At 43.1% G+C, this 20,098-nt stretch carries 18 protein-coding genes; 12 read left to right on the top strand and 6 right to left on the bottom strand.

Annotated features, from left to right (window positions below; translation table 11 throughout):
• Nucleotides 1-294 precede the first annotated feature (294 nt).
• From R7Q48_RS16305 to R7Q48_RS16290, 4 genes are all read left to right on the top strand, one after another.
• A complete protein-coding gene (locus R7Q48_RS16305; RefSeq protein WP_130545588.1) occupies nucleotides 295-2,208 on the top strand; it encodes a tetratricopeptide repeat-containing diguanylate cyclase in 1,914 nt (637 codons plus the stop codon).
• A 10-nt stretch (nucleotides 2,209-2,218) separates the two neighbouring features.
• Nucleotides 2,219-2,560 (top strand): hypothetical protein, encoded by a 342-nt coding sequence (locus R7Q48_RS16300; protein ID WP_025767691.1) that lies wholly within the window; start codon nucleotides 2,219-2,221, stop codon nucleotides 2,558-2,560.
• A 249-nt stretch (nucleotides 2,561-2,809) separates the two neighbouring features.
• Nucleotides 2,810-4,588, top strand: coding sequence for a S8 family peptidase (locus R7Q48_RS16295; protein ID WP_213874016.1), 1,779 nt, complete (start codon nucleotides 2,810-2,812; stop codon nucleotides 4,586-4,588).
• Between the two features lie 12 nt (nucleotides 4,589-4,600).
• Nucleotides 4,601-5,056 (top strand): hypothetical protein, encoded by a 456-nt coding sequence (locus R7Q48_RS16290; protein WP_256902656.1) that lies wholly within the window; start codon nucleotides 4,601-4,603, stop codon nucleotides 5,054-5,056.
• Between the two features lie 146 nt (nucleotides 5,057-5,202).
• Here R7Q48_RS16290 and R7Q48_RS16285 read toward each other — a convergent pair whose 3' ends face one another.
• The 3 genes from R7Q48_RS16285 to R7Q48_RS16275 all read right to left on the bottom strand — a co-directional run bounded on the left by R7Q48_RS16285 (nucleotide 5,203) and on the right by R7Q48_RS16275 (nucleotide 8,151).
• Complete coding sequence (locus tag R7Q48_RS16285) at nucleotides 5,203-6,132, bottom strand: SRPBCC family protein (RefSeq protein WP_151515497.1); 930 nt, start codon at nucleotides 6,130-6,132, stop codon at nucleotides 5,203-5,205.
• 137 nt (nucleotides 6,133-6,269) lie between these two features.
• Nucleotides 6,270-7,511, bottom strand: coding sequence for a HAMP domain-containing sensor histidine kinase (locus tag R7Q48_RS16280; RefSeq protein WP_318132382.1), 1,242 nt, complete (start codon nucleotides 7,509-7,511; stop codon nucleotides 6,270-6,272).
• Nucleotides 7,483-8,151 carry a response regulator transcription factor gene (locus R7Q48_RS16275; RefSeq protein WP_130545584.1) on the bottom strand — a complete coding sequence of 223 codons (669 nt, stop codon included), beginning with the start codon at nucleotides 8,149-8,151 and terminating at the stop codon, nucleotides 7,483-7,485. Before R7Q48_RS16275 ends, R7Q48_RS16280 begins: the two co-directional genes overlap by 29 nt.
• Nucleotides 8,152-8,240: 89 nt before the next feature.
• On the opposite strand from R7Q48_RS16275, the gene R7Q48_RS16270 reads away from it, so the two are divergent.
• The 4 genes from R7Q48_RS16270 (at nucleotide 8,241) to R7Q48_RS16255 (ending at nucleotide 11,058) form a co-directional block, all read left to right on the top strand.
• Nucleotides 8,241-9,440 carry a DUF5666 domain-containing protein gene (locus R7Q48_RS16270; RefSeq protein ID WP_213874014.1) on the top strand — a complete coding sequence of 400 codons (1,200 nt, stop codon included), beginning with the start codon at nucleotides 8,241-8,243 and terminating at the stop codon, nucleotides 9,438-9,440.
• Nucleotides 9,441-9,589: 149 nt separating this feature from the next.
• The gene (locus R7Q48_RS16265) at nucleotides 9,590-9,886 is read left to right on the top strand and encodes a hypothetical protein (RefSeq protein WP_017634219.1); all 297 of its coding nucleotides are present in this window, start codon (nucleotides 9,590-9,592) and stop codon (nucleotides 9,884-9,886) included.
• Between the two features lie 371 nt (nucleotides 9,887-10,257).
• Nucleotides 10,258-10,776, top strand: coding sequence for a hypothetical protein (locus R7Q48_RS16260; protein WP_318132381.1), 519 nt, complete (start codon nucleotides 10,258-10,260; stop codon nucleotides 10,774-10,776).
• Nucleotides 10,777-10,779: 3 nt separating this feature from the next.
• A complete protein-coding gene (locus R7Q48_RS16255; protein ID WP_080996836.1) occupies nucleotides 10,780-11,058 on the top strand; it encodes a hypothetical protein in 279 nt (92 codons plus the stop codon).
• 476 nt (nucleotides 11,059-11,534) lie between these two features.
• Here R7Q48_RS16255 and R7Q48_RS16250 read toward each other — a convergent pair whose 3' ends face one another.
• Nucleotides 11,535-12,584 carry a Preprotein translocase subunit SecY gene (locus R7Q48_RS16250; RefSeq protein WP_213874008.1) on the bottom strand — a complete coding sequence of 350 codons (1,050 nt, stop codon included), beginning with the start codon at nucleotides 12,582-12,584 and terminating at the stop codon, nucleotides 11,535-11,537.
• A 439-nt stretch (nucleotides 12,585-13,023) separates the two neighbouring features.
• Here R7Q48_RS16250 and R7Q48_RS16245 point away from each other — a divergent pair, with 439 nt between their 5' ends.
• The 4 genes from R7Q48_RS16245 (at nucleotide 13,024) to R7Q48_RS16230 (ending at nucleotide 16,725) form a co-directional block, all read left to right on the top strand.
• Nucleotides 13,024-13,485 (top strand): hypothetical protein, encoded by a 462-nt coding sequence (locus R7Q48_RS16245; protein WP_005388493.1) that lies wholly within the window; start codon nucleotides 13,024-13,026, stop codon nucleotides 13,483-13,485.
• Between the two features lie 93 nt (nucleotides 13,486-13,578).
• Nucleotides 13,579-14,052 carry a copper chaperone PCu(A)C gene (locus R7Q48_RS16240; protein ID WP_005375841.1) on the top strand — a complete coding sequence of 158 codons (474 nt, stop codon included), beginning with the start codon at nucleotides 13,579-13,581 and terminating at the stop codon, nucleotides 14,050-14,052.
• 606 nt (nucleotides 14,053-14,658) lie between these two features.
• Complete coding sequence (locus R7Q48_RS16235) at nucleotides 14,659-15,414, top strand: SDR family NAD(P)-dependent oxidoreductase (RefSeq protein WP_017821229.1); 756 nt, start codon at nucleotides 14,659-14,661, stop codon at nucleotides 15,412-15,414.
• A gap of 414 nt (nucleotides 15,415-15,828) precedes the next feature.
• Nucleotides 15,829-16,725, top strand: coding sequence for an NAD(P)-dependent oxidoreductase (locus tag R7Q48_RS16230; protein ID WP_372051950.1), 897 nt, complete (start codon nucleotides 15,829-15,831; stop codon nucleotides 16,723-16,725).
• Between the two features lie 491 nt (nucleotides 16,726-17,216).
• Here R7Q48_RS16230 and R7Q48_RS16225 read toward each other — a convergent pair whose 3' ends face one another.
• On the bottom strand, nucleotides 17,217-18,974 hold the full coding sequence (locus R7Q48_RS16225; RefSeq protein WP_005388503.1) for a sodium:solute symporter family protein: 1,758 nt from the start codon (nucleotides 18,972-18,974) through the stop codon (nucleotides 17,217-17,219).
• Between the two features lie 442 nt (nucleotides 18,975-19,416).
• Nucleotides 19,417-20,040, bottom strand: a complete 624-nt coding sequence (locus tag R7Q48_RS16220) for a bifunctional 4-hydroxy-2-oxoglutarate aldolase/2-dehydro-3-deoxy-phosphogluconate aldolase (RefSeq protein WP_005388506.1) — start codon at nucleotides 20,038-20,040, stop codon at nucleotides 19,417-19,419.
• Nucleotides 20,041-20,098: the final 58 nt, after the last annotated feature.

Genomic DNA, 20,098 nt, shown 5'->3' with positions numbered 1-20,098 from the left:
GTAATTTTTTACACTTCGCCATGATTTTGAGCGATGAATCCGCGGCTTGAATCATTAGATTGAGTCCACCCAATATGCTCGCCTACCTGTCATCGTTACCTTGTCTATACCATCGTCTAATCATTGCATAAGTTTTCAATAGATTTTGTTTTATAAATCATAATATTATAGAGAGCCTTCTCGTCTCTCACTCCCAAAACACTTTACCACTGGGAATCCATCCGCACTTAACCAACAAGAAATGGTAGACTTAACTGGTATTCGGCTAAGAGATCACATTTTATTAATACGCTCATGCACTTCTCAATTAAAAAACTGGCTTGCGCACTTTGTACTGCACTTGGACTTTTCTTGCATCCGACCAACGTACTGGCGAGTACCGAAAAGCAAGCTTATCTGGAAGAACACATTTCAGCAGAAAGCAAGCCCATGTTAAAACTCTACTTTCGCTCGATGGGTAAGCCGCGATCAATTCAAAAAGATGAGTTAAATACGCCACAGAATGCATCAGCAGAGTCTCTTGCTCTGTATTACTTTGCACGAAAGTACCTTAAGCGTTACGAAGGTGTTCCATTACCGAAAGATATGCCCGATTTAATCGAATTCGGTAAAAAGCACCATTTGGAATGGGTCGTCGCTGAAGCACAGCTCAATAAGGCTGTAACAATGATTGAGCAAGACGATAACTGGAACGCAGAATTGTTACTCCATGACGTTGTTTCTACAGCCCGTGATCTTGGTTATCTAGCATTAGAAGGCCGTGCTTACCGCTGGTTAGGCAATCTAGAAGTATCTCGAAATCAACTACGCAGTGGCCTAAAATATTATCGCAATGCCTATGAGTTATTAGAAAAAACAGTGTTTGAAATACAAGTCGCGATGACACTGAACAACATTGGGACGGTCTACATCGACGCATCAGATTGGGCTCGGGCCAACAGTTACCTAACGCAAGCTCTCGACACTTACCTAGAGAGCGAATATCAATACGATAATAGCTTTTTTATGGGGGTTATCTACGCAAACCTTAGCATCGTTCACTCGAGCCTCGGAGATAACAAAAAAGCGGAATATTATTTCAATGAAGCCATTCGACTTTCAATGCAAACGGGGTCTGACACAGTCAAGCACCACTCTTTATCCAGCTTTTCACAAATGTTGAGCTCGGTAGGAAAAATTGATGATGCATTAATGGTAGCACAACGTTGCGTTGACCTGCCCATTCCAAAAAATCTAGAAATGCTAAAAACGTCTTGTTACGAGGCATTTGCAGAGGCTTACCTCGCAAACAAACAATACGATAAAGCTATTACAACAGCACTTAACGTTCTAGAACAAACCAAATCAACCAGTGAATTAGAGCTGCGTCAGCGTATTGATATGCTTTCGGTACTGGTAAACGCTCATCAAATTCTTAATGACTATGAAGCGGCTTTTCATTATTTAACCCAATTAAGAGAGCTAGAGGCTGAGTTTTCTCATCATATTCATGGTGAAGAGATGATTAACATTAAGTTTGACCTCGAAGCTAAGTTAGCCCAGAAAGAACTCAAATTGCTAGAAACAAAAAATGCGCTACAAGCCTCTGAGCTGCGTTCACAGCGCTATCGAGAAATGTTCTACTTTATCGCTATTGCGGCAATTGGAGTCGTTGGTTTTCGTTACGTACTGCGCGTTAGACGTATTAATAAAGCACTCACTCAAGAAAATACTACCGATCCATTAACTCAACTGCATAACCGTCGCTATCTTCACATTTGGTTGGACAAAATGGCTCGTAGAAGCCCAGATAGAACATTTGCCTTAGCCGTTTTAGATGTCGATCATTTTAAAACCTTTAATGATCAATATGGACACGATATTGGCGATAAAATGCTGACTCATATTGCCACGCTATTTAATGAATCCACCCGCTCTGGTGACCTACTCATTCGTTGGGGTGGAGAAGAGTTTGTCCTATTATTCGAAGTACAGCGAGTTGAAGATTGCGCTAAGTTTTTGGAGCGATTGAGATATACTGTTGAAAACACACCATTGGTGGTTGACTCTAAACCATTAAGCGCGACAATTTCCCTTGGAGCAGTGGACAAACTGTCGGCACAAACAATTAAACAAGAATGGGATCAGTGGTTTTTCTTGGCAGACCAAGCTTTGTATGATGCGAAGCAAGCTGGCAGAAACCAGTTCATCATTCACCCTACATCATAAAAAAGCACACATGAAAAAAAATCTAATCATTATTACTTTTGCGCCTCTATTTCTTATGGCGTGCAGTAATCAGCAAGCATCTCAACTGGGAATGCGCAGCAGCAGTGTCAACGTATATGCCCAGCAAATGAGTAACACTCAACTATGTGAAACTCTCTACTACAACCGTGCAACTAACCAAACCAAAGTGGCGATTGGTGCTGAGTTCAATCGACGTGGATTAAACAAAAAGTGGTGTGATAAAGAATTCGATAAGTTGTACATTAAAAAGTGGATTGATAACGTGCTGCCTAAGGAAAAAGCCGAACCCAAGAAACCAATCGCAACTATTCAACCCGCTTCAACTAAATAACCCACCATCTTGAAGCAGACGGTACACTCGTATTTTCTGCTTTTCATTTTTCATGCATGTTCGATGCGACATATAAAAACCTCATGGTTTCAGTAAATTAACAAAGACTTATGTTGTCCATCGAACTTTTAATGTAAACAAGTTGTAAATGGTTTTCGTCCTTATTCTTTGTCGTTAGCTTTGTTTGTTCCTGTTAGCGGAATATGAAACAGGAACTAAAAAATTCCAAACAAAGACATGAGGTCAAAAATGGAAATACGCATTAATCGCCTATTTGCAGCTATGTTGGCAGTAGGCATTGCACCTGCCGTCTCGGCGTTTGATCCACTCTATTCTGAACAATGGCACTTAGACAACACGGGGCAAACTGCGTTTGCGGCTAATCCTGCTGTTGCTGGGAACGACTTAAACACTAAGCTCACTCAGGCAATGGGGATTGCAGGTGTTGGTGTGAAAGTTGCCGTCATTGATTCTGGAGTGCAGATCGATCACCCCGACCTTGCAGGTAATATAGTTACAGGTAGCAGAAACTTCGTCGAAGACTCTTCATTCCCATCAAGTTATCCGGTTGATACTAATGGTCATGGCACTGCTGTAGCCGGTTTGATTAGCGCCGTCGGCAACAACGGTGAAGGCGGACGCGGTGTCGCTTCTCACTCTTCCCTCATTGGTTTTAACTGGTTAGCCAACCAGACATTAGAAGGTTGGTTAATCTCCCATGGCATGGACCCAGCAACACGCGATGTTCGCGTATTTAACCAAAGTTACGGTTTCAGCCCTATAAACCCGATTACTTTTGATGAAAGCGACCCTCAACTAAAACTTGAAATGGACGTGATGAAAAACGTCAGCGAGAGTAACGCCTGGGGTCGAGGTGCTGTATTTGTAAAGTCAGCAGGTAATGGTTACCGCTATTTCAATGCAGGGCGATTCTTCGTATTGCCAAGTAACTTCTTTGCTGGTGGAGACAATCAAGGCTTACCGATGCACAACTCTGCTCAGTCTTATGATAACGCCAATTACTTCAATTTAGTCACTAGTGCACTACGAGCGGATGGTACGCGAGCGAGTTACTCATCGGTGGGTTCGAACGTGTGGGTTGCAGCACCAGCAGGTGAATATGGGCAAGATTTCCCTGCTATGGTCACCACTGATTTAATGGGTTGTGAAGAAGGGCAAAATACCAGTGAAGGCCTTGGCATTAATGGGTTACACGGCGGAACGGATCTCGACCCGAACTGTAACTATACCAGTACGATGAACGGAACCTCATCGGCTGCGCCAAACACATCGGGTGCCATCGCGGCAATCATGTCAACCAACCACGCACTTTCTGCTCGTGATGTACGTGCTTTACTAGCGGAGACAGCAAAAGTAACGGATAAAGCGCATCCAGGCGTACAGCTTGAATTTACTAACCATAAAGGTGAACAGGTTAGCTACGAGGCAATTGCCCCTTGGCAGAAAAACGCAGCAGGCGTAGATTTCCATACTTTTTATGGCTTCGGCGCTGTAGATTTAGATGAAGCGATTCAACGTGCTCGCATGACGAATCGTGTTTTACCAGCTCAAGTCATTACGCCATGGGTTAATAACGCTACAGAAGTAAGTGTACCCGATGCAAGTCTAGTTGGTGGTTCTTCAAGTATCGCCATTGCCGATGAGCTGACAGTAGAATCCGTTCAAGTGACATTGACATTGGACCACGCTCGTCTGCCCGACTTAGCTATCGAGCTCATTTCGCCATCAGGGACTCGTTCCGTTTTGCAAACACCGCGCAATGGTCTTGTTGGTCAATCTCTTGATCCAACGATTACAGGCTACAAAGATCAATTAATGTTGTCCAACCAATTTTATGGCGAAGATGCAAAAGGCGAATGGACGTTGCGAGCAATAGATACGAACGGCGATGAAGTCTATTCTTACATTGCATATTTCAACTCTTCCACCATCTATGACGTTCCGATGGCAAACAACGCTCAGCCCGGTGTTATTAAGAACTGGTCGATGCGCATATTTGGACACTAAGGAGTCAATAACATGAAATACAAATCATTTTCTATGCTGGCTCTCGTTATCATGACGTCGAGTGTATACGCTGAGCAACAGCTCTCTCAACAACCTGCACCAGAACTGTTTGTGCCATCAGAAGCGGTTGAGATTAATGGCCAAGATTATCGAAAAGTGCAAACTGGCACTGTTAGAACCCTATCTGAAGACGTAAAACTTCAAGCGGGTGATGAGGTGTTTAAGAATGCGTTTAGTAACGTATCCAAAACCACTGGACTGGTTTATATCACCGTAAACAATCCTAACGAAGCGAAAGCAGTCGCCAAAGAGTTAAAATTAGAAGTTATCTTCGCAGAGGGGGAATCAGCGGTGTTAAAAGCATCTCAAGATCAAGATCTGCTAAGTATTAGCGACTACCTAAACGCAGACACCCGGGTAAAAGCGTCTAAAATTGAACTAAACAGCGGTAAATACCGTGCACAATAATTCTCTAACAAGAGAAGTTGGCCTGTAAAACCATGCCTCAGCGATTGCTGAGGCATTTTTATGGGTAGGAACAGATACGCTATTATTCTTTAGTAACATTTCGCATAACTAGTATGATACCTAAACACCCTACTCGCCTGCGCCTGTCATTTCTTAAACAAAATAATTTCCGTTCTTAGCTCTTCTTCCGTGGTTTCCTTCGGGCTATTCAGATAGCGTTCGATTCCTAAAGGACTGGTTTTGACTTTCATACCACTCTGACGAACCAAGTTCATCGCTAACGCCCATGCATTTCCCAAAAACTGATATTCACCTCGGTGTTCAACGACAAATGTTTCACTCTCAGGAATGGTACCGGTAACCGCCCCTTGAGGCGCTGGTACTGAGTTATGAAGAGGAAAGCAAGTGATAAACTCGAATGTACCTTTCTGCATATCCATCGACTCGTAATAACAAAACAATTCACCATTCACGGATAGGGTTTCGTCACTAATTAACTGTTCTAGTTGCTGAACATGCTTCTCAATTACCGAACCTAATTCCTGCAAGCTAGCCACACCCTTGATCCCAATGTAATGAATTTGAGGCAACGTTCGGTTACCAATTTCGGCTAAGTCTGAATGCACTCTTCCGGTTTCAAGCTTACTTTTAAGCATGCGTAACCCACGTTGATAATCCATCTCTATCATCGACTTAAACATACTTTTCAGAAAGAACAGATACCAAGGGACGCGAGATTGCATTTGCCATTCGACTAAACAGCCATTTTGTGACGGCGTCACGATTAGAGTCACCTTTCCATGGCTCTTGATTGGGCGAAAGAAATGTAGCTCCATATCTAATCGATGCTCTTGAGTACTTTCCAGTACAATCGCGCCAGTCCCAATACGCTGACCATTCCATTGATAACCAGCTCCAACGTGGCCCTGATTATCACTGAATGTCAGCTCGCAGCTTGGTTCAAGAATGACCCATGGTGACCAGCTAGGCCAGTTATTGAAGTTCTTGAGATAGCCAATAATTTCACTTTGATTCTTATTAATTTCAATACTTCGGCTGACCTGATAAGAGAGCATAACGGTTCCTCGAGTTTCCGCTTCACTAACTTCAGTCTAATCCAAATTCCAGTTTTTTCTTGTTTGACTGCGGGTTAGATGCGTACGACAAGAAAAATCCAGAGCGTTAATTCTCACTTGAATCAATACGCGCAAAGCTAAGAGCAGAACTCCACTTTTGCACTAAATCGAACACCATCATCGTCCACTACTAACGCCCACCCCATCCGTTCACATATTCGTTGTACGATAACAAGCCCACAACCATAACCAGCGTTGTACGTCTCGTTGCCATCGTGACGGTTTAGGATCTTAAGCGCATGACCTTTCAACTCAATTTCAATATCTCCCACACTATAGCTAAAGGCGTTTTTAATCAGATTGTTGATAACAATGGTCACAAAACTCTCCGGTGCATTCACGACACCACTATGTTGTTCGTGCAAAGCGTAGTTCGAATCTTGCTTGGCAAATAAAGGCGCTAGCTCTTCCAACTGTTTTTGTAAACAAGTGAGAAGCTGATGCTCTCCGTAATGCTGAGGCTCTATTTTCTCTTTACCAAGTAAGAGAAACGCTTCTGTCAGTACACGCATCTCGTCACAAGCTGACTGCATCCTCGTGATGGCTTTTTGCGCAACTCGAGGTTGATCAGGAATACGCGTCAGAATGTCTGTTGAGCCTTTAATCACCATGATTGGCGTTCTCAACTCATGCGATGCAAAACGGCTAAATTCTTGTTCTCGTTTGAAATAGCCCGCGATATCGTTCTTATTATTCAGCAAAGTCTGCTCTATCTGGCGTGTTTCGCTGAACTTAGTTTCAACTTGGAAAGCGGGTTGATCCGGTGACATTTGGCTAATTTTGTCTTCAATTTGCGCTAATGGCCGAGACAATATTCGAACCATGTAAATGCCATACCCAACCATGACAAATGAAAACAAACCACCGAGCAGCAGCGTAAACTGATGCAGCGAGCTTTCGTATTCGTCCAAGTAATCATCTGAGTCATCTTGAAACACAATGTACATAAGCCCCTTCCCTGAGGGGTGTTTCAATACAACAAAGTGTTTATCTTCTTCACCAAGCAGGTATTCGTAAAAACCAGGTGAAGTAAAAGAGAGCAACCAATCGGGTGTCGGTGCTTCACTCCAATATGAGTTGAACTCCAATACGTTTGGCAATGGCGCATCCCAGCCCTGTTTCTCGAAATTCTCACTATAAAGCGCAGCTTCAGTATCTAGCCAGTGATGTAAACTCAGCACTTCCAGTTTGTTTTCTGCCACATAAATCAGCGACCAAAAAAGAGTAAACATCACAAACGTCATGACCCCAAAACCCCAACGGATCTTGCGATAAATGCTTGGATATTCGTTATGCTTTAAGTCGGTAACCTTGTCCATGAATAGTCTCTAATCGTGATTCTTCAAAACCTTTGTCTAACGCGGTTCTTAAACCGTAAATATGGCTACGAAGTGCATCACTTCCCGGTGGTTCGTCTCCCCACACACTATCGATCACTTCTGCGCGCGAGACCGCTGCTGGAGCACGTTGGAGGAGCAATTTTAAAATTTTAGCTTGCATTCGACTCAGCTTAATTTCTTTGTCTTTTCTCGTTACTTTTCCTGTACGCGCATCTAAACAAATATCTGCAAATTTGAGCGTTCCGATATCTTGTCTTGGACCACGATTAGCCAAAGCATGAACACGCAAACTGAGCTCTTCCATCGCAAATGGCTTCATTAAATAATCATCTCCCCCCGCTTTAAAAGCCGCGATTTTGTCATCTAGCGTATCTTTTGCCGTTAGGAAGAGAATTGGCGTTCCACATAACTTATCTTGTCGAAGCTTCTGTACCGTACTGATGCCATCGAGCTTCGGCATCATGATATCCATGATGATTACATCGTAATGATTTTCCTCGATTAACTTAATCGCAGCCTCTCCATGAAACGCACAATCGATAATCATGCCTTCGAGCTCAAGATAGTCTGCAATCGTCTCCGAGACGTTATGGTTGTCATCTACAATTAAAATTTTCATAAAATCACATTTCTTCACGATCTCTTCACGATATGCCCAATAAGATACAGGCAATTTCCTAAACTCGCTCGTAAATTGAGGTTAATACAATGAAAAAACTCGCTCTTATTTCTGTAGTAGGTTTGGCATTGTCTGGTTGTGGTGGTTCAGGTGGTGGCAGCAATAGCGATAGCACACCAACTCAACCAACAGTGAAACCAAGTGTAGCGATGGGCTCTGTTGAAGCGGTCAACGCTGAAGAAAGCACGTTAACCGTCAATGGACATACGTATCGTGTGTCTGAGGTGGTTTATGACGACACACAAGTGCAATTGGCCGATGTAAAACCAAAAATGGTGGTTCGCGTGGGTTCAGATATTCGGCAAGCTTCGGACAATGGCGTCCGAGTCACACTTGAACCAACCATTACTGGACGTGTTACAGCAATTGATCATGTGAAGAAAACATTTACGGTAAACGGCGTAGATCTGCAGTTTGACGGTTTAAGTGATGATATAGAGATCAACGACTGGGTGATGGTGTCATCCTTGCCGACTGCGGATGCGGGTTATCGAGTGTTGTCTGTGGTCGAAATCGACGTAGATAACGATTACCCAGCCCTTGGAAGCTACTACGAACTGGAAGGTCGCATTACTAATACCGATGAAAATGCTGGCACGTTTGAGCTTGGTACAAATATAACCGTATCTTACGACAACATTAGCCAACTTAGCATCGGCCAATGGGTGGAAGTAGAAGGTGAAATGCAAAACGGCATCTTCATGGCAAATGAGGTAGAAGTTGAAGGCTACGACGTCATAAGCAATGACAGCGATGTGGAAGGCATCGTCACATGGGTTGCAAATGACTACAGTGAGTTCTCACTAAACTACCGAGGTGCATTCTTCATCGATAACGCAACACGATTTGAAGATGGCAGCAAAGCGAACCTAAAACAAGGTCAAGAAGTAGAAGTGACCTCTGTGATGAAAAATGGCAAACGCACAGCTACCGTCATCGAATTTGAGCGGTCGGAGTTTGACAATGACAACCAATGGCGGGGTAAAGAGTTTGAATGTGAAGGCTATGTATCAAACTACGATGCTGATTCAAGAGTGTTTGAAATTGAGCATTGTGAGAATGATGCTGATCAAGTACTAAGTAACACCACCGTTGTGATTGATGCACAAACACGCTTCCAAGGCATCGAAGAACTTAACCTAAATGGTGCTCGTGTCGAAGTCGAAGGTGTGATCATTAACGACCAAAATATTGCCCGTGAAGTGGAGTTAGACGTTTACGACAACTAATCCCTTCTACGCTTAAGAAAAAGTGTCACTTCGATGGCACTTTTTCTTTTTACCTTACTTTGCTTCCCAAGCTCAAACCAACAAATTCTCAGCCAAAGCCTTTTCTCTCCGTTACACTTTACCTATGTTTCACAACATTGGTGACAACTATGAAAAAACGCAACCTCATTTTGTTAATCTTGTTTTTTGGTTCAGCCACGAGCTTAGCTAGCGTTATGGATCCTGACTGCGATGCAGAAAAGGCAGCTAAAGCCGCTGCGACAAAAGCCGTGGTTGGTGTTGGGGGTCGCTGTACGCCTAAAGAGGCACTGAAAGATACCGCAGTTGATGCAGGAAAAGACAAATTGCCAGATGAAGGGATGGCGGGTAAAGCTGTTGATGCAATGACACCGGAAAAAGAGAAGAAAACGGTGAAAGACGTAACCAAAAAGCTCAATAAAGATTGATACCTACATCATAGATGTTTGAGCGTAGAAAACATTTTCCTAGAATAAAGTGGTGATTTACCAGTTGTTTGAAGCACACGTCTAATCTTGGTTTTTCATATTCAAAAACCTGCATTTGACCACACACTATTTTTACTACACAAGTTCAAAAATTAGTAATAGTTTCTCCTAACTTTGAGACTTTGAGTCTAACTAAATGCGCAATGCATTGCATACGGATTGCTTGCCTATATTGTACACATACTATATCGGTTTAACGATGGTTAGAGGTTATAGTGAACAGACTCTAAAAACCGAACTGTAGTTCAATTGGCGGTACTGACTGGCTTAGATGTCGATTTGAGTTCATCAGAAACAACAGAGAAAAGGTTTTGCCTATAATCACAGGTCTCATTTTGTATCGACAGCTCAATAGACTCGACCAAAGAAAAGTCCTTGAGCAGGTACAGGCTTTAGGGAGTTCGAAATTTTTCGGTAAGATTAAAATGCTGGTAGCGCAAAGTATTGCAAAGCCAATGTGGAACCCTTGGAGCCTATCAGATGGTGAGCTGCGCCAGTATTTTAATACTCATAAAGCAGTTGCAAATTTCCTTTCTACATGGTTTATCACCATCGATATTAAACTTGAGGTCGGCTTTATGGCAGCTGTTATAGACGCACTATCAAAAGGTCAAGGGGCTGCATTGATTAAAGAAATGGCTTCAGTGCACATCGCTGAAGAGACTTTCAAAAAACTCAGCCTCTCATCAACTGCACAACAAGCTGGCGCGAGAGCATTTTTTGTAGCTGTTATTCTCGCTAGTGTACTCAAAGGCTTTAACGAGGCAGATGCGCTAGCTGCAAAGAAAGAGTTGTTACGACGTAACATGCTTGGAATAGAGGATTTGTAAGCTATGTTTTGGATACTGGGTCTTTTAGTTTCCTTGTTTATCATGTACTCGGATTACGCGCATTACTTCTATACCAAGCGACATGGAAAGAAATCTAGGGTTTCTCGCTTATTTAGCTTGTTGATCACGGTAACGCTTCCTATGATTGCGACTACCGAGATTTTGAACGATCTTAATGTAGAGAAAACCAGCTACCAAGTGTGTGTAGTTTTAGTCTCAGCTTTAGTTGGCCTTCTGGTCTGCTTGTCGGAACAGTATCGTTTTAAGTCAGAAAGAGATTAGTGGAACCGGGTTGTCCAGCTATCACCAAAGGCATCAAATTGGTGCCTATTTTATTATTGGTTTATTAATAACTGATCTGGCGAGTAAGGCCGGTTCGAATATCTTCTAACGTTCACCTTCGAGCACGAGACCGCTATCATGACTTCTTTAATGAAAAAAAGAGAGCCTTTTGACTCGGGGATTTAGAGCTCTTGAACGTCTGAATGCGCATAGTTCATACCCTCTATTGAGACGTCGGAATTATTCGCTGTACCGTGATAGAAAATTATTTATGTATTGAAACACATATACCTTGCTCGTGAATATCTAGCTGTCTCGGACATCTCAAATCTAACCTCAACTTATATCCAAATGAATTTGTAGTTTGTATCACCAACTGCTCATAGTTTATTTAACAATTAACAACGAGTTCATGGGGAGCTAATACAAAAAAGAGCGCCGATTGACGCTCTTTCCGATCTCTAATAGATAACCAATTATGCGGTTTCTGCTTCACCTATCCAATGATAATGGTGGTTGGCTTTTTTCCCCACTAAACCGAGCTCTGCCAATTCTTCAAATACCTTGTCTACCTCTTCCGCAGACAGCCTAAACTGTTTAGCAACGGCTTTTTTGGTGCACGTAATTTGATGCGTTTTAAGTGCATCGCTAACTTGCTCTAACAAGGTTTTCGGTTCCTTTGGTTCTTCTGGCTCCGGCGCAGCTGGTATTTCTTGCTCTTCTTCCTCTTTTATATGAGGAAGATAACCCGCAGGCGCTGGGTCTATATCGCGAACTGTTTTCAATGTCATGCCCTCATTTCTGCGATAGAAATATCGGAACCGTTGCTCTTCACCAATCAAGCCAACAAAAAATGCAGCAAAGAAGTCCAACAGAATCGAAAGAAATACAACCAAGCCAAGCTGAGCTTGCTGAGAGGTGGTACCAAATGCGTTAGCTAGACTATCAATCAAACCAATCACTGAGCCTTGCGTCACCGGCGGTAAACTATCACGCTCCATAGCCAAGCGTTGCTGCTCTTCACGTAAGGTTTTGTTTTGATCCTGAATGCGAGTTACACCAGTCGCGATACGCTCCATCTCGATGTATTTCTGCGCTGCCATATTGTTGAGCTCAATCTGCTTATCGATTGCCGCAATCTGACGATTAAACGCTTCCACTTTCGCCTGCTCTACCGAAATATGACTTTGTGCACTATTGGTTGCACTATTAATCCCACCAATACTACCGCCAATGGAAATCGCAGCTAAAACTAAATAAAACACGAGAGCGGTTGCTGCTCCTGTGTAGTTGCGATGGGCTCGGCGCTCACCGTATTCATACCAAGCGTAAAATTTACCCGCTTCAAAAATGATCGCTAAACCACCAAATAAGGTTTGCATCATCGGGTTTTCGTCGATCGACAAAAACAGCAATAGAGAAAAAATAGTCGATGCTAAAATCGCAGCACCGGTGAATGCATATACACTCACCATGGCAAATCGACCTTTAGGGTATCGATATCCAATCTGTTGTTCGTATTTCATTTGAGAAATTTCTTAAGATTAATCGCCCCTCCGACTAAGTAGGACGGACGTTTCTGGCATGTACAAAGGGGCGCAGAATACCGTATCCTTTATTAAATTACTGTCATAATTCCGTTAATGGAAAACAAGTGAAGATTCGGTGTGCATTTTGAATCGATATCAGCCAAATCTAGCACGTAAAAACACCACCACGACACCCACTAACCGAAGCTTCAGTGGCATATAAGAGAGATTAATTCGGTATCTTCAAAAGCGACTAGGCAAGACTGACAAGTTGAATTGGAGGTTGTGAATGTCAGCCGAATCAAAACATTAAAGCGTTAAAAATAGGCAATAAAACAAATAATGCACACTTGCATCACCTTTTAGTAAACTGATAATTACATTGTTTGGTTAATTTGTTAGTATCCCGCGCCGAAGAAGATAAGCACTCAATTGTATGGAAAACACTCTAATACAGCACAAACACCATCGCTTGCACGCTATTGCGGTTATTATCGCGGTGTTGTTTCAGTTGTATTTAGCGTCCACAGCCGCTCTTAACCCTACACAAGTTCACAGCACAACTTGGCTCAACAAAGTCCAAAGTGAAAAGGTTTTACTGTGTACCGCAGATGGTTTCAAATGGGTGGATATCAATACGTTGATTGAGGCTAACGCTCAATCTTCTTCTAAGCTCATCCAAGATCTTAACTTACACGACGGCTTTCAGTTTGAATGTCCGCTTCTTCAAGCTGTTCAATTCTTTCTTCTGGTTGCGATTGGGCTTTACCTGACAACCATCCATTGGCTGCGCCGAGTAAAGTATGCACTGACGACTTATCACTTTTCAAAATGCGATAAGCTCGTTTACAAACACATCGCGCCTAAGCACTCTCCGCCGAGTGTTTTTCCTGCCTAACAGGCATCTAATCATTGACAACTTTATTCAAAAATAACGATGACTCTGTTTGTTGTCCATTCAGAGAAGCTATTAATTCAAAAGGAAAAACACATGCTTAAATCATTAAAAACCGCCGCTATCGCGCTTATTGCTGTCATCGCTAGCCCACTGAGTTTAGCGCACGATTATGAAGCAGGAAAAATTCATATCGACCATCCATGGAGCCGCGAAGCGCCACCAAACGCACCTGTTATCGGTGGTTTTTTTCAATTAACCAACCACGGTGACAGTGAAGATGCATTGATCGCAGCAGAAAGCCCAATCGCAGGGCATGTCGAAATTCACACGCATAAGAAAGAAGATGGTGTGATGAAAATGATTAAGATTGACGAAGTGCGCGTTCCAGCCAATGACTCAGTGTTGTTTAAGCCAGGCAGCTTCCATTTAATGATTTTTAACCCAACACAAACTCTTAAAGAAGGCGACCGCTTCCCTATGACGTTAACATTCAAAAACGCGGGTAAAGTGGAAGTAGAAATGGCGGTTGAAAAACAAGGCCACATGGAAAAACACATGCATCATTAATGACGCAAACAAAAGTGCCCGCTGATTTAGCGGGCATTTTTATCTCAGCTTAGTCAAAATCATTATCCAATAGGTCCTAACTCGACTCTTCAGAATAATGGTGATAAATAACGCTTGGCGAAACGGCGTCATATATCATAACAGCGTGCTCGGGCAAGAGATTCTAAATCACGCTCGTCCCTCGCTATTCAGAATGACCTTGAAAGACTTAAGATCCTAAAAAGGTTCCCTACCCGCTTAAAACTCAACCTCTCGACAAAGTTCTCCAACCATCACTTGGCAAGCCTGAATGAAATCATAAGTTTGGCAACAAAGACCCACGGTTAATCAGCTTTCTTTCTACTTGAAACAAACCTCAGCCCAACGAGCTAAGCCGGCAGCTATATGCTCAATTGTTTATATATCCCGATTATCCTGACTAGATACAAATCATGCACGACCGTAAAAGTCGATATATGCCACTGGATGAGTCAGCATCTAAAGAAAGTACGTGATCGACTTCTCATTGTTGGTGTTTCTCTGTTTATTAAAACTATTTGTATTACAATAATACTCTATGTTCGATAAAAATCCTTTCCAACTCTACAAACATGAGAGAACACCATTATGTCTACTAAAATTGCATTTATTTCTGGTGCTACTGGCGGTATCGGCTTCCAAGTAGCAAAGCGTCTTGGTCAGGATGGATACACGGTCATTCTAAACGGCATTGAAGATGAAAAAGGTTCGGAGTGTGTCTCCAAACTACATAACGCAGGAATTGAGGCTGAATACTACGGTTTTGACGTTACAGATGAACATGCCGTCGATGAAAACATCAATGCTATTGGTGAAAAATACGGCAAAATCGATGTTGTCGTTAATAACGCAGGTGGTCTTGGTGGTCGTAGTCCTATTGAAGGTATGGAAACTGATTTTTTCCGTAAAGTCATGGCTTTAAACCTCGATAGTGCATTCTTCGTATCACGCGCAGCGATTCCATTTCTAAGAAAGTCTGATAATGCATCAATTATCAACTTCACTTCAAACGCTGCTTGGAATGCAGGTGGTCCAGGTGCAGGTATTTACGGTACATCAAAAGCCGCCGTTCATACATTAACTCGCGCTTTAGCTAAAGAGTTAGCTCCGGCTGGAATTCGTGTCAATGCAGTATCTCCTGGCACTATCGATACACCATTCCATGCTCAAATCAAAGCAACCAAGCCTGAAGTATTTGCTTCTTGGGCAGACAGTATTATGCTTGGACGCCTAGGTCAGCCAGAGGAAGTCGCCTCTGCTATCTCTTTTCTGGTAAGTAAAGATGCATCATTCATTACCGCAGAAACACTGCAAATTGGTGGTGGTCAAGCTTTAGGCATTTAGTACCAATAAGTCTTTTTACCTATCAGTAAGTACGCTTTAGTACTGATTTGATAACGGCCGCAGTATGTTTGTACTGCGGCTTATCCTTATACCACCTCGCCTTTCACCCCATCTGGAACGTTTCACCCATTTTTGGTATAGACAGTATTCCTCTAGCTGAAACAAAATCACTTGTATTACAATAAATCTTATTTTTACGTTATTTAAGCCTCCTAAAGGATTTGTTCACGATAAAATGGAAGCGTGATGAATCCGCTTTTCTTATATACACTGATGAATAAAACCCCCACAAACCTTACTTACATCTCACTTTTAGAAAAAATTCATCCCAAGCCCGCTATGCTCATAATTTTCAATTGCAAAAGCCACAATAGTCATTATGATGACTAACAAGCAATATAATCATACAATAGTATTTTTGGAGTTAAAATGACTAAACCTATCATTGGTTTCATCGGCCTAGGCTTGATGGGCGGAAACATGGTTGAAAACCTACAGAAACGTGGTTACGAAGTTGCTGTAATGGACCTCAATAAAGATGCTGTTGACGCAGTACTAGCTCGTGGAAACGCTTCTGAAGCTTCTTCAGGTAAAGAGCTAGCAGAGAAAAGTGATATCGTGATGCTGTGCCTAACAACATCTGAAGTTGTCGAAAAAGTTGTTTACGGAGACACTGGTGTTCTAGCTGGCATGTCAGAAGGTAAAACACTCATCGACTTCGGTACATCTATTCCAGCTTCAACGAAGAAGATTGGCGCTGACCTTGCTAAGAAAGGGGCTGGTATGATTGATGCGCCTCTAGGTCGTACACCTGCCCACGCAAAAGATGGTTTACTGAACATCATGGCCGCAGGCGACGTCGAAACATTCAATAAGGTTAAGCCAGTGCTGGACGATCAAGGTGAAAACGTATTCCACCTTGGCGCACTAGGCTCTGGTCACGTAACTAAGCTTGTGAATAACTTTATGGGTATGACAACCGTAGCAACCATGTCTCAGGCATTTGCTGTTGCTAAACGTGCTGGTGTTGATGGTCAACAATTATTCGACATCATGTCTGCAGGACCATCAAACTCACCATTTATGCAATTCTGTAAGTTTTACGCCGTAGATGGCGAAGAAAAACTAGGCTTCTCTGTTGCAAACGCAAACAAAGACCTCGGTTACTTCCTTGCTCTATGCGAAGAGCTTGGTACAACTTCCCTGATTGCAGAGGGCACTTCTAAGAGTCTACAAGCAGCAGTTGATAAAGGCCTTGGTCAAAATGACGTTCCAGTCATCTTCGACTACTTTGCAGAGCTAGAAGCTTAGTCACACTCAGTTGTGACTAAAAGCCCAGCTACTAATGTAGCTGGGCTTTTTTTGTTTTTCCTCTTCCCCTGACGCTCATCACTCCTTGATACCCTAGCCACTCCATTAAGGTTTTGCAGGGCTGCCTCTTCCAATTCTCTTATATATTTTCCACTAACACTTCAAAACCTCTCTCCTATTTCTGGCGTACGCCTCATTAAAGCTACGTCTGATTTAATGCTTTTTCTTTGCTAAGAAGGCACACATATTTATTTAAATAGACAAAGCATCAGGTTTGGGGTGTAAAGTGTAAACACAGCGTGCAAAGAAAGTTAGATTGCTTTTTCGCTTCAGGCTGACGACTCTAATGCGAATATAGTCGCACCTTATTGGGAGTTCCCCAATACAACGAATAACAACAAACGATGCGCCACGCTTTCTCAGTCAGCGTGATCAAAAAATCCCACGGCTTTAACACCGCGGGATTTTTCATTGAGAGTCTTTAACTTTGGTTAGCTTTTCGCGTTAGCTAACTTTGGGCTTTTAGGCCCTCGGGCTGCGTTCACCAATAGAACACCCACCGAGAGAACAATCGCACCACACAAGATAAACAGTAGTCGACCAGATGGTTCATTTGGAATTAGAGCCATAGCTAGGATACCGAAGCCCGCTACGCTGATAAGCTTACCAAGCATGCCGCGCTGTTTTGTATCTAGGTTCTGCTGCTCTTCGCTGTCAGCCACAAGTGGCGTATTCCAGTTCTCGAACAATTGGTCCACTTCTTTCTCACGTTCAGGTGATAGACCTTTGTAGAAGCGCGTTGTCAGCAAGAAGAAACCACCGGTGAAGATAACGTGTGCAGCTAAGCTCAAGCCAACTTTTAGGTCTGCCCACTCACGCCCTGTAAACGCTTGCTCTAGACCGAATAGGCGCTCTACATCTTCTGCTTGTAGTGAGATACCGAAGATGTAAGAAACAAAGCCACCAACAACCAGTGTTGCCCAACCAGCCCAATCCGGCGTCTTACGAATCCACATACCAAGTAGTACAGGAATCAGCATTGGGAAGCCAATTAATGCACCGACGTTCAGTACGATATCGAACAGGCTCAAGTGACGTAGTGAGTTAATGAATAGACCGATACCAATGATGATGAAGCCCATCACGATAGTCGTTGCTTTACTCACGATAACCAGTTCTTTTTGCGACGCTTGTGGACGCACAATCGGGCTGTAGAAGTTCATCACAAAGATGCCCGCGTTACGGTTAAGACCAGAGTCCATTGAAGACATGGTCGCCGCAAACATTGCTGACATAAGAAGACCCACCATACCTGCTGGCATTACGTTTTGTACGAATGCTAGGTAAGCTGCATCACCACCTACTGAGCCGTATTGCTCTGCGAAATCAGGCATAAATGCCGCAACGTACCAAGGTGGTAGGAACCAGATGATAGGACCAACAATCATCAGCACACATGCAAGACCTGCAGCTTTACGTGCGTTTTCACTGTCTTTTGCACATAAGTAGCGGTAAGCGTTGATGCTGTTGTTCATGACACCGAACTGTTTAACAAAGATGAACACAACCCAAAGGATAAAGATACTGAAGTAGTTCAGGTTGTTACCCAGCATGAAGTCGCCGTGGAAGTTCGACACGATGTTGCCAATACCGCCACCATGGAAGTATGCCGCCACTGCACAAGTGATCGTCACTGCCATGATAACCAGCATCTGCATAAAGTCAGATGCAACAACTGCCCAAGAGCCACCCGTTACCGCCATTAGCATTAGCACTAAACCCGTAACGATGATGGTCGCTTCCATAGGAATGTTGAAGACCGCTGCCACGAAAATCGCAAGACCATTCAACCAAATACCGGCTGAGATCAAGCTGTCTGGCATACCAGCCCAAGTGAAGAACTGCTCTGAAGTCTTACCAAAACGTTGACGAATCGCTTCAATCGCCGTCACTACACGTAATTGGCGGAATTTTGGAGCAAAGTAGAGGTAGTTCATGAAGTAGCCAAATGCGTTGGCTAAGAATAGGATTACAACAACGAAACCGTCGTTGAACGCGCGTCCTGCGGCACCTGTAAACGTCCATGCTGAAAATTGCGTCATGAAGGCGGTAGCACCTACCATCCACCATAACATCTTACCGCCCCCTCGGAAGTAGTCACTGGTTGAGGTAGTGAACTTACGGAACATCCAACCAATTGCAACTAAGAAGAAGAAGTAGGCAAGAACAACAAGAGTATCAATAGTCATTTTTTCAGCCTTTCAAGTTTGATCATTTTCTAACGTCTAGACTACTCTCCTCACAACTCTATTTGTACTACAATAAGCTTTAATTGTGATCTAAAGCATAAGTTATTCAACGAAAAAAATACGTCAAACCCCTTACTTTCTTAGACCAATGGCTTTCTAGGAGATAATTGCCATTCAGAACACCTCAATATATTGTAATACAAATTGTCTAATTGAAATTTATTAGAGTATGGAATATTTTTCTTCTTCGCGCTTTGTCTGAAGATCAAAAATGCGCGGCATTTCTTTGAAGGAAACGTAATGAGATGTTTCGAAAAAATTTGATAGAAAGTAGGATTTATATGAATGCGATTCTTAACTCTCGCCTCTTTCAAACACAAAAAAGCGAGCACTGAGGCTCGCTTTTCATTCTTTCGCTAGTTTTATCGGGGTGTTACGACACTTATGCTACGTGAGCTACTGCGTCGCGAACCAGTGTCCCTAGTTCATCCCACTTACCTTCATCGATAAGTTTTGTTGGAACCATCCAAGTGCCGCCACATGCCAGTACTGAAGGGATAGACAAGTACTCGTCTACGTTACCTAAGCTCACGCCACCTGTTGGCATGAATTTCACTGGGTAAACCGCCGTTAATGCTTTAAGCATACCAACGCCGCCAGATGGCTCAGCAGGGAAGAACTTAAGTGTACGCAGACCCATTTCCATCGCTTGCTCAACTAGGCTTGGGTTGTTTACGCCAGGTACGATAGCCACGCCTTTGTCTAGGCAGTATTGAACCGTACGAGGGTTAAAGCCAGGGCTTACGATAAAGTCCACACCAGCTTCGATCGCTTGGTCAACTTGTTCGTTAGTTAGGATCGTACCTGCACCGATCAGCATTTCTGGGAACTCAGCGCGCATAGCACGAATCGCTTCTGCAGCACACTCTGTGCGGAACGTGATTTCAGCGCAAGGCATACCGTTTTCAACCAAAGTGCGACCTAGAGGGATCGCATCTTCTGCTTTGTTGATGGCAATAACAGGAATTACTTTTAGGTTTGCTAATTGTTCGTTTAATGTCGTCATAAGAGTGTACTCGTCGTCGTTAACTTGAGTTCAATAAATCACTGCGGAGCGCCGATTA

The organism is Vibrio sp. 378 (genome assembly GCF_033339435.1).
Note: the sequence above shows the minus strand (reverse complement) of the source record. Positions and strands in the feature narration are given on the sequence as shown.